Raw genomic sequence first — 13,195 nt, forward strand, 5'->3', positions numbered from 1 at the left:
TGATTTAAAGAAATTTTTCCAAAATCAATGTCCTTTATCTTCAACCGGCTTTAAAATTTGATTTACCCGATCAATGAAATGGTCCAGGTCAAAAGGCTTACTGATGAAATCATCTGCGCAGGCTTCTTCCAAAATGGCATGTTGCGCTGCATGTGCAGACATAATCAGCACTGGGATATGAAAAGTTTCCGGATTTATTTTCAATCGCCTGCATATTTCTATGCCGTTGCCATCAGGCAGCATCACATCCAAGATAATCAAGTCTGGTTTATCGGCTATAATGGCTGCTTCAAAAGCACTTGCCGTGGGAAATAGCATCACATTGTAATTGGCCTCCAATAAGATATACTCTAAAATAAACCTGATGTCATCATCGTCCTCAATTACATGTATAAGCTTCGCCATAGTTTAAATATCTATGGATAACAACCCGGTCCGCGATCAAAAGGTTTTGATAAAAATCAAATTGTGTTGATAAAAAGTGCAATAGCAGCTAGTTTATGTACGTTTATTTGCAAAATAATATATATTTGGCCTTGAATTAAGAATCAAAGCATGGAAGCTGCCTGTGTAGCTTTCAAGTTTACTAAAAGAAAAATCAAAAAAAATGGAAAAATTTTCACAAGTTAAAGAATTGTTAGCTTCTGTAGAAGCTGATGTAGAGAAGTTTTATAGTGCAGGTAACAGCGCTGCTGGAACAAGAGTACGTAAAGCGATGCAAGACTTAAAAGTTTTAGCTCAAGACATCCGTACTGAAGTTACAGAGAAAAAAAACGCTGCTAAATAAGATCAGACGATTTCAATACCAGTAAGCGGCTTAGTCACTTACTGGTATTTTTTATTTTATATTATGTCCTACATTCCCAATCAAAATAGATACAGTCAAATGCAGTACCGCCGTTGTGGCAACAGTGGATTGAAGCTTTCTGCCATTTCTCTAGGCTTATGGCATAATTTCGGCCATGTAGATCAATTGCAAAATTGCAGCGATATTCTTAAACTGGCTTTTGACAGTGGGATTACCCATTTTGATTTGGCAAATAATTACGGACCTCCCCCTGGATCTGCTGAGGAAAACTTCGGCCGCCTCTTAAAAAGAGATTTTTCGGGATATAGAGATGAGATGGTCATTTCTTCAAAAGCCGGATATACGATGTGGCCAGGACCTTATGGAGATTGGGGCTCTAAAAAATACCTGGTGTCCAGTCTGGACCAGAGTCTGAAAAGAATGAAACTAGACTATGTTGATATATTTTATCACCACCGTCCGGATCCTGAAACACCTTTAGAAGAAACCATGTCTGCCCTGGATCTGATCGTCCGCCAGGGTAAAGCACTTTATGTCGGCATTTCCAATTATAAACCCGCCGAAGCTGCCCGTGCCATACAAATTTTAAAGGATTTAGGAACACCCTGTATTATTCACCAACCAAAATACTCCATGTATGAACGTTGGATAGAAGGCGGGTTGTTAGATCTCTTAGGTCAGCAAGGCGTGGGTTGTATCCCATTCTCTCCATTGGCGCAAGGTCTGTTAACGGATAAATACCTTAAAGGAATCCCTGATGATTCAAGAGCTGCAAAAGCCCATGGCTTTTTACAAAAGGATCAGATTACCCCGCAGGTACTGGCACAATTGACGAAATTGAATGCCATAGCTGAAAACCGTGGACAAAAACTGGCGCAAATGGCTTTAGCCTGGATTTTGCGCGATAACCGTGTAACCTCGGTACTGGTAGGTGCAAGTAAGCCTGAGCAATTGGCTGATTCTTTAAAATGTCTGGATAATACAGCTTTCAGTGCTGAGGAATTAAATGACATCGACCAGATCTTATCCAATTCTTAAATCAGATATATTTCATTTGTACCTGATGATTTATATCTTTAGGCATGGAATCCTCACAAACCTTACCGATACTAGATCGTACTGAGCTGCGCATTTTAGGTGTACTTATGGAGAAATCAAAAACCACTCCAGAGTATTACCCGATGACTGTCAATGCAATAACCATTGCATGTAACCAAAAAACTTCCAGAAAACCAGTTGTGCAGTATGATGAGCAAACCGTGGTGCTTACACTGGACCGACTTAAAAAGAAAGGTTTAATCTCTACTGCTACAGGTGGATCCAGCCGAAGTATTAAATATAAACACAATTTTGCCATTGTGTTCCCTGTCACGCCACAGGAAGTAGCCATCCTTTGTCTGCTGATCTTACGTGGCCCCCAAACTCCCGGCGAACTGAATACCAATTCCGGAAGATTGTATGAGTTCGAATCTCTGGATGAAGTCCAGTCCGTATTGGAAAGGCTCGCCGATCCGGAGATGCCTTATGTCATGCAATTACCCAGACGCGCTGGTCAAAAAGAAACGCGTTATACCCACTTACTGGCTGGTGTTCCGGACCTGACTTCAGAAGAGTTTCAAGAGGAGCTAAGTCCAGGCAAACCCTCCTCTGAATTGGAGTCCCGCCTAACTAAAGTTGAACAGGAACTTGCTGAGTTAAAAGCTGCTTTTGATCAATTGATGAAAGAATTGACCTGATTTAATTGTAAATATGATTATTTAAAGCACCTTAAGGGTGTTTTTTTTGCTTTTTTAATAATAATCTACTAAATAGGTAGAATATATTTGTTTTTAACCAAAATGCACTTAGCTTTGTTCAAACAAACGCATCATAAGATTATTTTGAATTAAGCAAATGGAAAGACGTTTACACCACAACACGCCAAACAGAATAAGCGCTCAAATTAAGATGACTTTCAACATCCGTTGTTGTTGCTGTCCCATGCAATAACGCATTCCCTAACTATTATTAAAAGAATAAAGACAGGATCAGATCCTGCCTTTATTCGGGCAATCAGTATGCAACGCCAATCACTTACTGAAAGCCTCAGTTTCAATCAACCAATTTTTAATTAAAACTTTTTAAAGTTATGCAAAATTTTAAAAAGGGGAGGCACTTTTCTGTGACCATCGCCTTTATTAAAAGTGCAGCCCGGCTATGGCATATCGTAGCCGTGCTGCTCTTCATTCCAATCATTTCGTCTGCTCAAAACCAACCCTTAATCAATTCAACCCTTAGGGGCCAGGTTGTTGATCAAACCACAAGGCAAGGCATACCAGGTGCGAGCGTACACATCGTTGGTACAACACATACCGTTCAAACGGATCAGGATGGTAAGTTCGACTTTGTAACCGGACAAAAATTTCCCTATACTTTAGAAATCAGGTATATCGGTTATGAAAAGAAATCGCTTGTTGCCAATGGTAGCCCGGTTTTGGTAGAATTGAAGGAAACTTCAAGTCAGCTCAACGACGTTGTCATTGTGGGCTATGGCAAACAAGATCGTAAAGATCTGGTCGGCTCGGTTTCAAAAATTGATCTGGCCGGCACCAAAACAATTCCTGAAGCCAGCTTTGACGCCCAGCTTCAGGGAAAGGCAGCAGGCGTTCAAATCAATACCAATACTGGTGTACCAGGTTCAGATGTTTTCGTTCGCGTTCGGGGAGCAACTTCAATCAATGCCAGCAATGATCCTCTGTATGTTGTTGACGGTGTATTTATCAATAATGCCAGTCTTCAAAACATTGCCCAGGACAGGGGAACATCTCCTTTGGCTGACATCAATCCAGCCGATATAGAAAGTATCGAAGTGCTCAAAGATGCCAGCGCCATTGCCATTTATGGATCCAGGGGAGCGAATGGGGTAATTATTGTGACTACAAAACATGGGGAATATGGACGCAAATCTAAAATTGAATTCAATTCTTCGGAAGGGCGGGGCTGGGCACCGGCGGACCGGGTTTGGAAAACAACTACAGGTGTTCAGCATGCAGAGCTGGTCAATGAATACAACCAGAATATGGGAAATCCATTGCCTTTCAGACCAGTTGATCAACTTGTTAACGGTGTGCCGGGACGAGGCCTGCCTCAGGATCAACCGACTTACGATCGGATGAGTTATCTGAACAGAACAGCTGATTTGCGCAATTATGATCTCTCGGTTCAGGGTGGCTCTGAAAAGACAAGGTATTATTTAGGAGGCGGCTATACTTATCAGGAGTCCATTTGGAAACCCATGTCCTTTGACCGGGCCAGCTTCAAAGCCAATCTTGATCAGAAGATTAACAGTAAGGTTAATATCGGAACCAGCAATACGCTAACTAAAAGCCACAGAGACCAGGCAAGACCTGCGAATGGTGGTAATGGCACACTATTACAGGCTTCTCTGAATATCCCTACCTATCTGCCCATTTTTGCTGCAGATGGAACGCCACTCAAATGGGTGAATTTTGACAATATTGACGTGCTTACCAGTACAGTTAACCTCTGGTCAAATAGCTATCACTACATCGGAAATGCTTATCTGGACATCGATATCCTTAAAAACTTAAAGTTTCATTCCAGTGTTGGCATAGATTACAACAATTACGAGGAAAATGAATATTGGGATACACGAACCATTTTGGGGGCGTCTGGTGGAAAAGGCACCCAAAGTATCACGCAATCGACCACACTGATCAACGAACAAACGTTATCCTACAATGCATTATTGGGTAAACATGCCATCGGCGCATTAATAGGAAATACACTGCAGGGCGTTGAGCTTAAAAATGTTTCTGCAACAGGAACCAATTTTCCAAATAATTCCTATACCCAAATTTCATCAGCGGCCACACAAACAGCGGCACAATATCAAAATAAAAGTGCCCTGGCGTCTTTCTTTTCCCGGTTAAACTACAATTACGATAAAAAATATTATGCCGAATTTACCATCAGGGCAGATGGTTCATCCAGATTTGGTAAAAACAATAAGTGGGGATATTTTCCTGCCGTTGGCGCATCCTGGCGCATCAGTCAGGAAGATTTTTTAAAAGATATCAGTAAGATCAGCAACCTGAAATTCAGAATCAGCTACGGAATTACGGGTAACCAAAGCGGAATAGATGATTTTGCTTCCCAGGGCTTGTGGAACGGGGGATACGGATATGCCGATAAATTAGGAAGTACAGAAGGCCCAGGCATTGCGCCATTACAAATTGCCAATCCAAATTTAAAGTGGGAAAAAACAGCCCAGTTTAGCACCGGACTTGATGTTGGCTTATTTAAAGACCGCCTTTCTTTTGAAATCAATTATTACAACAAATATACCAGCGATGTATTGCTGCAGGTAGCTACACCAGCCACCAGCGGATTTGCATCCTACCTGACCAATTATGGGGAGATCAGCAACAAAGGCTTTGAATTCGCCATCAATTCAGTTAATATTCAAAACGGAGAATTTAGCTGGAAAACGGATTTCAACATTTCCAAAAACATCAACAGGATCGAAAAAATTCCAGCAGATATTCCTTTTGCCGGTCGGGATCTGATCCGCCTGCAACAAGGAAGCCCGCTTTATTCGTATTGGGTTTATAAACAGCTGTATGTAGACAAAAATACCGGTGATGCTGTATTCGAAGACATCAATGGGGACGGTAAAATTACGGCTGAAGACCGACAGATTGTGGGCAATACCTGGCCTAAATTTTTTGGTGGTTTCAACAACACCTTAAGCTACAAGGGATTTGATCTGGGGGTGTTCTTTACCTATTCTTATGGAAATCAAATCTGGAACCACAACAGGATGCTGGGTGAAACAGGTGGTACTTTGGATGCCAACCGGGTGCTATTAGCCAGTCAGCTGGATCGATGGACAACACCCGGGCAAGAAACCAGTACACCTAAATTAACCGCAGCCAATTATTCGCGTCAAGAAAACAGCCGGTTCCTTGAGGATGGCTCATTTCTCCGGTTAAGAGCACTCAGCCTGGGTTATGTCATCCCTAAATCGATCAGTAGAAAAGCCAGGATCGAAAAATTAAGAGTGTATCTCACAGGTAGCAATTTATTGTTGTTTACCAGGTATACCGGTGCAGACCCAGAGTCAAATTTAGGAACCGGAAATATCCAGGGCTACGATTATGGAACTCCTCCGCAACCCAGAACCATTCAGCTTGGCCTAAATCTTACACTTTAAAATTTATTACTCATGAAAACACTTAAACATACGATACTGAGCTTATTAATCATCAGCATCTCCATCAGTTCATGCAAGAAATTCTTGAACATTGAGTCGGTGAATGCAGTATCTGATGAAAATCCAATTTTTGACAAAGGATCCAGTGAAACTGCTTTGAGAGGGGTGTATAGACAATTGGCATCTGCAGGTTATTATGGCGAAGGTTATGTTACCCTGGGCTATTTTCCGAGCGGTGATATTAAAAATTTAACCACTGGTGGCGCAGCCAATTTGGTTAATGTGAACTTCAGAGCAGATGACACCAATTTTAACACCGCCTGGTCCGCCATTTATATCGCCATCAACAGGGCTAACAATGTGATCACTAAGGTACCTAAAGTGCAGGACCCATCGCTTACCCAACAATTGAAAGACCAGTACGTTGGAGAAGCAAAATTGATCAGGGCACTGGCTTATTTCGATCTGGCCCGGGCCTGGGGAGGCGTGCAGATTATCCTGGAACCCACAACTTCCCTGGAGCAACGGCCTGCGGTTAAAAGAAGTACATTAGATCAGACGTACGACCAGGTATTGAAAGATCTGGAAGATGCAGAAACTTTATTACCCAATACCCTGAACCGCATCAGGGCAACCAAACGTACCGTATGGGCTTTGCGCGCCAGGTTACACCTGTACCGAAAACAATGGGCACTGGCAGAAGAATATGCAAGCAAACTGATCAGCCTTTCTGCTGATTATACACTCGTCAAGCCATATAGCGCCTGGTTTGCAGGAAACGCGGTAGGCACCTCAGAATCAGTTTTTGAATTGGAATACAGCGCCATTAACCCAAGCGCCATTCGTGCGCAAATGCAACACCCAACAAATGGCGGAACGTATCGCTACGCACCAAACGACCGCTTTGTGCAGTTACTCAACGATCCCAATGTATCTGGCGGGCGTAAAGCGCTGATCGGTAGTGTAACCCAGGGTGGAACAACCATTTGGTTTGGTAATTTATATTACCGGTTACCTGCTACCGATCCTGCATATATTCTCAGGATTGCAGAATTATATCTGATCAGGGCAGAAGCCCGGGCACAGTTAGAGAACCTGTCGGCAAGTACCGGTGCCCTGTACGATTTGAACAAAGTCCGTGAACGCGCAGAGCTTGCTCCATCCGCCGCCACAACCAAAAACGACATCCTTCTGGCTATAGAAAATGAGCGCCGACTGGAATTCGCTTTCGAAGCACACCGCTGGTTTGATCTGGCAAGGACCGGGAGGGCAAAAACGGTCTTGGAAGCACTGGATCAAAATACTAAAGTGGCCGACTACGAATACCTTTTTCCCATTCCCATCACACAAATACAATTGGATCATAGCCTGGAGCAGAACCCGGGTTATGCGGGCAACTAATCAAATTTCAAAGCAAGATTAAAGCACAGGATATGAGTTTCTTTAATACCAATGATCCACACTGGACCAAGAATCAGAAATTACTGCTTCGTTTTTTTACCTTTTATTTCATCATACAGGTTGTGCCGCTCGACTGGAAGTTCTATCGCGAACTGTTTTCCATCAAATGGTCAGCGCTCAACTTTTACGACCTGTTTAGTTTAACCAGGTATTCTCCGGTATTTTTCTCTTTTACAGGTTACGCCAACTGGGCCATTGCCGCATTGATTGCCTTACTGGCAACTGTGGCTTACAGTTTTGTGCCAAAAAAGACCGAACCTGATGACAATAAAATCTATTACCTCTTACGTGCTATATTGCGCTACCGACTGGCTGCCGGGGTCATCGCCTATGGCCTGATCAAATTGTTCCCTTTACAGATGCCATATCCTTCCTTAAGTAATCTACATACCAATTACGGTGATTTTTTACCCTGGAAAATCTATTTCCATACCCTGGGCATTGCGCAACCTTATGAATCTTTTCTTGGTGCTGTAGAGGTTTTTGCCGGTTTGCTGTTGCTATTCAGGAGGACCACAACATTTGGAGCCGGCATCATCATTGGGTTTATCGGAAACGCTTTTGGTGCCAACCTGGCCTACCAGATCGGAGAACAGGTATACACTGCTTATCTTACTGTCATTGCCCTCTTCTTATTTATTTATGACCTGCCCAGGCTTTACAACCTGCTGGTATTACAACGATATACCCTGGCCAATCCATTCCGGCTTTCACTGGATCAGCGTTGCGCAAAGTTGAAGTCGGCATTTCAAATTACCTTCGTGGTATTTTTACTCGGACTCGCCATCAGCACTTACGCCAATTATCACAACGCAGCCTATAAAATTCCCCAGAAGCCTGGCTTATCCAAAGCATATGGGTTTTACAATGTACGTGAGTTTCGCTTAAACGGACGAATACTTCCATATTCTGATGTGGATACGACGCGCTGGCAAAATGTGGTATTTGAAAAATGGGCCACAATCAGTATAAAAACCGCCAGACACATTGACATTGATCGGAGCAGAGGAGATGGATTTCATGCAGATGATCTGGATCGCAATTATGAATCTGCCGGGGTTGGCGACAGGCGTTACTTTTCCTACGAACAGGATAGCACCAGACATCTGATCAGCCTGATCAATAAAAATAAAAAATACAGCAGCGAACGCTATCGTTTAAGCTATCAAAGGCCTAACGATTCAACCATTATCTTAAATGGTGTGAATGAAAAAAAAGATTCAGTATACGCGGTACTTGAAAAAATCAATAGAAAATATATGCTTTTAGAAGGTCGCAGAAAACCCATTAAACTGTAGGATTATGGCTCAGGAAATCATAAATCAAAGGGGTATTTACAAGCACTATTCCGATTGGAAAGGATATGAGAAGTACAGCTTCAGGGTGGCGTTCATTTTCTTCTTCCTGCTCATCGTACCGCTAACCAGCGATTATTACAAACAATGGTTCAGTACAGACTGGAAACACCTTCACATCAGGGACATTGGGAAACTAAGTGGCTCGTCTTTTAACCCGATTAAGCTCAATCAAAAGTTCGCCGGTGCCGGTGATATCGGTGCCATACCAGCTACCAAATCTTCTTTGTTAAAAATTGATGTGCCAGGTGGCGAATTCGGCTTAGCGAGTTATGTCAATTGGGGTTTGGCCCTGGTGATTGGCCTTGTCGCGGGGCTCATCTGGACCTTCCTGGACAGGAAAAGAAAGCATTACCGAGGAATGTACTACTTTTTAACCGTTATGGTCAGCTATGCCATGCTGATTCAATTGCAGGGCCTTACCTTTTCCAAGGTTTTTCCAACGCAAATGCCGGCGCTGGCCTATACCCAGTTGAATACACCATTTGGCGACTTTACGGCACAGAAACTGTATTGCATACAATTTAGTTTTGTACACAAATACGAAATATTTGCAGGCCTCGCAGAATTGCTGATCATGCTTTTTCTATTTTTCAGACCAACGCGGGCTTTCGGCGCAGCATTGGCCATTGCCATGATCGGAAATATTGCCATTGCTAACCATGCATATGATGGCGGTATTCATTTAGCTGCAGCCTTCTACGCATTGGGTGGTGCTTTTGTACTTTGGGCATACCTGCCCGCAATATGGAAATTAATTGTTCGGGAAAAAGACACCCAGTTTCCAGTTTACCAATATCCTTTTGCCAGGCCCTGGGAACGGTGGAGCCGCCTGGCTTTGAAGATGCTTATCTTTGGGTTTTTCTTTATCACCAGTGCCTACCTGCATTGGCAGAATTATAAATTCGATTCTTATAAAGTTCCTTCCAGACCAGGACTGGCAAAGTCACAGGGCTTATACCGCGTCAGTGAATTTAAATTAAATGCCCGTACCATACCGTATGCAGGTACAGATTCCATAAGATGGCAAAATGTAACCTTCGAAAAATGGTCGACCCTTTCTTTTAGTGTTTTCAATACCTTTATGATCCATGGCGAGGCAGGAAGGGGAAAACAATATAAAGACGTCGACAGAACCTTTGAATCTGCAGGTACAGGTGGAGGGCGAAGGCATTATTATTATGAAGCCGATACGCTAGCCCACATCCTTCACTTACAAAATAAGAACAAAGTCTACCAGGCGCATAAATTTGACCTGAACTACGCCAGACCCATTCCTTCCAGAATTGTGCTCTGGGGCAAAAATGACCAGCAAGATTCCATTTACGTTGTACTGGATAAACGTGATAAAACATATCCGTTACTATCCGAAAATTAAATCACATGGCAGAAGAATTAACCGTAATAGCCGCGGATCCGGCAGATCAGCCAGGAGTATACCATTGCAGGCACGATTGGAGCGAAACAGAAAAGACAGCTTTCCGCATTGCATTTATCTTTTTTGGTGTCTTTTGCATCCCGCTTGATGTTGGCTTTTATCAAATGATTTATCATTTTGATTACCCCAACCTGAATTACCGCCACCTAACTGAGGTGGTCGCATTTTTCAATCCACAATTCATCAATGTCTTTTCTGAAAGTGGCTTTTTTGGTCCGGCAAGTTATGTCAATCTGCCACTCGTATTGCTCATTGCAGTACTTGGTGCTTTTGTCTGGAAAAAGCTGGATGTAAACCGAACGCATTATGATAAGCTATACTACTGGCTGCGGGTATTGGCTCGCTATAGGGTAGCCTATGCAGGAATCGGTTGGGGTTATAAAAAACTGTTTGTCATGCAAATGCCTGTACAAAATGAAGGTTTATGGAATACCGAGCTGATTGACTTCTTCGCAAAACGACTGTACTGGGAAGCCATTAGTGTGGTACCCAGATATGAGGTCTTTCTCGGATTTGCTGAATTTATCAGTGGATTTTTACTGCTCTTCAGACGTACAACCGGCATTGGTGCAATCATTACCTTCGTCGTTTTCGGGAACATTGCCATATCCAATCACGCTTATGACATTGGCGAACAAGTACCCAGTGCCTGTATGGCCATGCTTTCTGCTTTCATCATCTGGTATGACATCCCCGGGATCTGGAACCTCATCATTAAGGAGCGTGACACAAAAATCCGGTATTACTATCCTAAATTCAATATAAAATGGCAAAGATATACCCGATGGCTGATTAAATACACGGCCAATTTTATATTTGTAGTGCTGTTTTTTATTTATGAAGTTTATGGATATACCCACAATGATTTCTATAAAATTCCCAATACACCGGGACTTGCCGGAGCCAAAGGTTTCTACCATGTAACGCAGTTTAAGCTAAACCATCAGGTACTCCCATATTCACCTCTGGATTCCATCAGGTGGCAAAATGCAAATTTTGAAAACTGGTCATCCTTCAGTTACCAGGTGGCCAATCGCCCCCAACATATTGAAATGTTTGCAGCTGGCAGTTACCCACGGGACGAGGAAGTTTATGATGGTAAGTGGCATTTTGACTGGAAAGGAGATGTCCGCAGGTATGGAAAATCTCATAAACGTAAAAAGTCCGGTCCGGATCAAAGAGACCTCAATATTACCTGGGAAGCATCTGGTATGGCTGGCAGGCAATGGTATTTTTATCGGGCAGATACGTTGAACCACATTTTATATCTTCAGAATAAGAACAAACACAATCGGGCTCAACGACAGGTATTGCAGTTCAGCAGACCAGGCCCAGACCGGATTGTACTTAAAGGGACTAATGAATTTCACGACAGCATCGAGGTGATATTAGACCGCTCAAAAAAGAAATATCCATTACATTTCCTACCTTCACAAGCAAACGATGCGCAGCCCTAAAAATATGATTTTAGAAAAAACAGATTTCGACGCGGTAGTAGTCGGCTCAGGCCCAAACGGCCTTGCCGCAGCAATTGCCATGCAACAACAAGGTCTTTCGGTATTGCTTATCGAAGGAAAAGCTGAAATTGGGGGTGGTTTAAGATCGGCTGAGCTTACCCTGCCAGGTTTTGTACATGACATTTGCTCCGCAATTCACCCCCTGGCAATTGGTTCGCCTTTTTTCAATACATTGCCACTGGAGCAACATGGATTGCATTATGCGTTTTCGGATATCGCTGCGGCACATCCCTTTGATGATGGTACGGCAGCAGTGTTAAAATCATCTCTTGCCGAAACGGCTGCAGCACTTGGTGCGGATCAGCAAACTTACCTCAACTTATTTGAACCACTGGTTCGCGACTGGCCAAACATTGCAGCCGACGTGCTCGGGCCTTTGCATTTTCCGAAACACCCGGTTGCTATGGCTAAGTTTGGACTAAACGCACTAACCTCTGCCAGCTACCTGGCCAAGCGCTTTAAAACCAAAGCCGCAAAAGGCCTGTGGGCAGGCATGGCCGCACATTCCATACAGCCTTTAACCAATTTAAGTACCTCGGCCATAGGTTTGGTACTCATGACTGCTGCCCACCTTAAAGGATGGCCGATACCCATAGGTGGCTCAAAGGAAATTGCCAACGCTCTGGCTTCTTATTTCATTTCCCTTGGTGGTAAAATTGAAACTGGTCGCTATATTAAATCACTGGACGAACTGCCTACAGCAAAAACCGTTTTGTTTGATGTAACACCTAAACAACTGCTCCAGATTGCCGGACATAAATTTTCCAGCATTTACAAATGGCAATTGGAGCGGTACCGGTACGGAGTAGGGGTTTTCAAAATCGACTGGGCTCTGGACGGACAGGTTCCATTCAGCAACCCCGAAGCCCGTAAAGCCGGTACAGTACACCTTGGTAATACCATAGCCGAAATTGCCTTGTCAGAGCAGTTGAGCTGGCAAGGTAAACATGCAGAGAAGCCCTTTGTATTGCTGGCTCAGCAAAGTTTGTTTGATGACAGCCGTGCACCAGCAGGAAAACATACGGCATGGGCGTACTGTCATGTACCTGCCGGATCAACTCAGGACATGACCCACATCATTGAACAACAGGTGGAACGTTTCGCACCGGGATTTAAGGATCGGATTTTAGCCAAACGGACCATGAATACCGCTCAGATTGAAGCTTACAACCCAAATTATATTGGTGGCGACATCAATGGCGGCGTTATCGACATCGGGCAGATTTTTACGCGACCAGCACTCCGAAGTTCTCCATATCGTACTTCTGCCAAAGGATTATACATTTGTTCTTCATCTACACCTCCCGGTGGTGGCGTCCATGGCATGTGCGGCTATCATGCTGCTAAAAGAGCTTTAAAAGATATATTCTCGATTCAAATACCCTAAACCAAAAATACTTA

General features: G+C 43.4%; 10 protein-coding genes. 9 read left to right on the forward strand and 1 reads right to left on the reverse strand.

Translation table 11 applies throughout. The features are described 5' to 3' along the window. Positions 1 to 24: 24 nt before the first annotated feature. Positions 25 to 405: a response regulator transcription factor gene (locus tag IM797_RS24735; RefSeq protein WP_194129902.1), complete on the reverse strand. Its 381-nt coding sequence runs from the start codon at positions 403 to 405 to the stop codon at positions 25 to 27. Positions 406 to 607: 202 nt separating this feature from the next. On the opposite strand from IM797_RS24735, the gene IM797_RS24740 reads away from it, so the two are divergent. The 9 genes from IM797_RS24740 to IM797_RS24780 all read left to right on the forward strand — a co-directional run bounded on the left by IM797_RS24740 (position 608) and on the right by IM797_RS24780 (position 13,181). Beyond that, positions 608 to 787 (forward strand): histone H1, encoded by a 180-nt coding sequence (locus IM797_RS24740; protein WP_194129903.1) that lies wholly within the window; start codon positions 608 to 610, stop codon positions 785 to 787. Between the two features lie 63 nt (positions 788 to 850). After that, positions 851 to 1,846, forward strand: a complete 996-nt coding sequence (gene mgrA / locus IM797_RS24745) for an L-glyceraldehyde 3-phosphate reductase (protein ID WP_194129904.1) — start codon at positions 851 to 853, stop codon at positions 1,844 to 1,846. 44 nt (positions 1,847 to 1,890) lie between these two features. Beyond that, entirely contained in the window at positions 1,891 to 2,544 is a 654-nt protein-coding gene (locus tag IM797_RS24750; protein WP_194129905.1) for a YceH family protein, read from the forward strand. Between the two features lie 392 nt (positions 2,545 to 2,936). After that, positions 2,937 to 6,023 carry a TonB-dependent receptor gene (locus IM797_RS24755; protein ID WP_194129906.1) on the forward strand — a complete coding sequence of 1,029 codons (3,087 nt, stop codon included), beginning with the start codon at positions 2,937 to 2,939 and terminating at the stop codon, positions 6,021 to 6,023. A gap of 12 nt (positions 6,024 to 6,035) precedes the next feature. Continuing rightward, positions 6,036 to 7,424 carry a RagB/SusD family nutrient uptake outer membrane protein gene (locus IM797_RS24760; RefSeq protein ID WP_194129907.1) on the forward strand — a complete coding sequence of 463 codons (1,389 nt, stop codon included), beginning with the start codon at positions 6,036 to 6,038 and terminating at the stop codon, positions 7,422 to 7,424. Between the two features lie 32 nt (positions 7,425 to 7,456). Further along, entirely contained in the window at positions 7,457 to 8,782 is a 1,326-nt protein-coding gene (locus tag IM797_RS24765; RefSeq protein ID WP_194129908.1) for a DoxX family protein, read from the forward strand. A gap of 4 nt (positions 8,783 to 8,786) precedes the next feature. After that, positions 8,787 to 10,217 (forward strand): hypothetical protein, encoded by a 1,431-nt coding sequence (locus tag IM797_RS24770; RefSeq protein WP_194129909.1) that lies wholly within the window; start codon positions 8,787 to 8,789, stop codon positions 10,215 to 10,217. Between the two features lie 5 nt (positions 10,218 to 10,222). After that, positions 10,223 to 11,734, forward strand: coding sequence for a hypothetical protein (locus tag IM797_RS24775; RefSeq protein ID WP_194129910.1), 1,512 nt, complete (start codon positions 10,223 to 10,225; stop codon positions 11,732 to 11,734). A 4-nt stretch (positions 11,735 to 11,738) separates the two neighbouring features. Beyond that, a complete protein-coding gene (locus tag IM797_RS24780; RefSeq protein WP_194129911.1) occupies positions 11,739 to 13,181 on the forward strand; it encodes an NAD(P)/FAD-dependent oxidoreductase in 1,443 nt (480 codons plus the stop codon). Positions 13,182 to 13,195 lie beyond the last annotated feature (14 nt).

Source organism: Pedobacter sp. MC2016-24 (assembly GCF_015223055.1).
GTDB lineage: Bacteria > Bacteroidota > Bacteroidia > Sphingobacteriales > Sphingobacteriaceae > Pedobacter.